Origin of the sequence: Parendozoicomonas verongulae (assembly GCF_009711465.1) — a bacterium.
Classification (GTDB): domain Bacteria; phylum Pseudomonadota; class Gammaproteobacteria; order Pseudomonadales; family Endozoicomonadaceae; genus Sansalvadorimonas; species Sansalvadorimonas verongulae.
The window spans coordinates 1-1151 of the sequence record NZ_SMME01000669.1 but is presented as its reverse complement, the minus strand read 5'-3'; the positions used below and the strand labels follow the sequence as shown (position 1 = coordinate 1151).

Annotated in this window: 1 protein-coding gene; it reads right to left on the bottom strand. The window is 49.9% G+C overall.

What is annotated here, in order from left to right:
• Window positions 1-1151 (bottom strand): hypothetical protein (locus tag E1189_RS23340; RefSeq protein WP_196221101.1); only part of this gene is annotated, 1151 nt, incomplete at both ends.

Genomic DNA, 1151 nt, shown 5'->3' with positions numbered 1-1151 from the left:
GGTCATACTGGGTAAAAAGAGCCACTGTTTCCCCTCCAATGTCAGGGAGGTTTGAGCATAATAATGATTCCTGGCTAAAGGTATAGGATCACTGGCTGACAAGGTTCCCGGTAACACAGCTTCCAGACCACCATGCTCACCATTTCCCAATCGTATGATTCTCAGACCACCGTCGGTAGTTACAGCAATATCATATACGTAAATGCGGGTCATCCGTGGATCATGGGCGGGAGTCTGAAAAACTTTTTTTAAACTGAGATGTTGCGTAGGAAGCTGCTCATAGTTTGTCCTGCTGTGCTGTTTTTTTTTGACAGACTGTGGCAACTGAGCCTGTGTATCCATAGCATCTGTTAGCTGAGTACTGACCTTCGGCGCCTTCTGACAATAGCTGGCAACAGGCTGCTTTAAAACATCCAGGAGTTCCTGCCAGCAGGCAGGCCAGTTGATCCCGGTTTCAAAGTCCATAGCCTCCATCACTCTCGCTGCTTCCGCCAGATAAGGCTGATTGGTTTTCATCGCCAGAGTCATGGTCTGAACCGTGTTCAGAGGAAAAACCTGTTCTGCACGAACACCTGTGTCGCCGTAGCAGCGTGTAAACCAGCACTGTTGCCAGAGGCGATATAAAGCACTCTCAAGGGGGCCGGTGGATTTTGACAGTTCTTTTGGCATCCCTGAGTCACTCCACCGTGTTTCAGCCAGTTGCTTGATAATCTCGGCTTTGGCCTCATCGTTATTCAGGTGTTCCTTCACCGTCACTTCATAGGTATTAGGGTTTATAAATGTGGTTTTCCCACGTTTCACCAGCCACGGACACGGGAGGGAGCGCACAGTCTGGTTCAACCATTGGCAAAGCGCCTTATCACAGGAATTCTGCCTTGTTACCCTGAGTGTGACTGCCGACAGTACCTGGGCAGTCGTCCCGGCAGCCAGAAGATAAAGCCTGTAGTGACGGGCGAATAACTCCGGAATTCTGTCGACCTTCAGATCCTCTTCTGACAATGCCCCCGCGAGTGTCTGCAAATGCTGGCTGACAGGTTGAAGCGGAATATTCTTTGCCTGAAGATCACTGCGTAATCGACAATGCAATTGTGCAAGCTGGGCAGCGACCTCTTTCCCCCTGACTGAATCCGGTAAAACTTTTTCCGCAATAC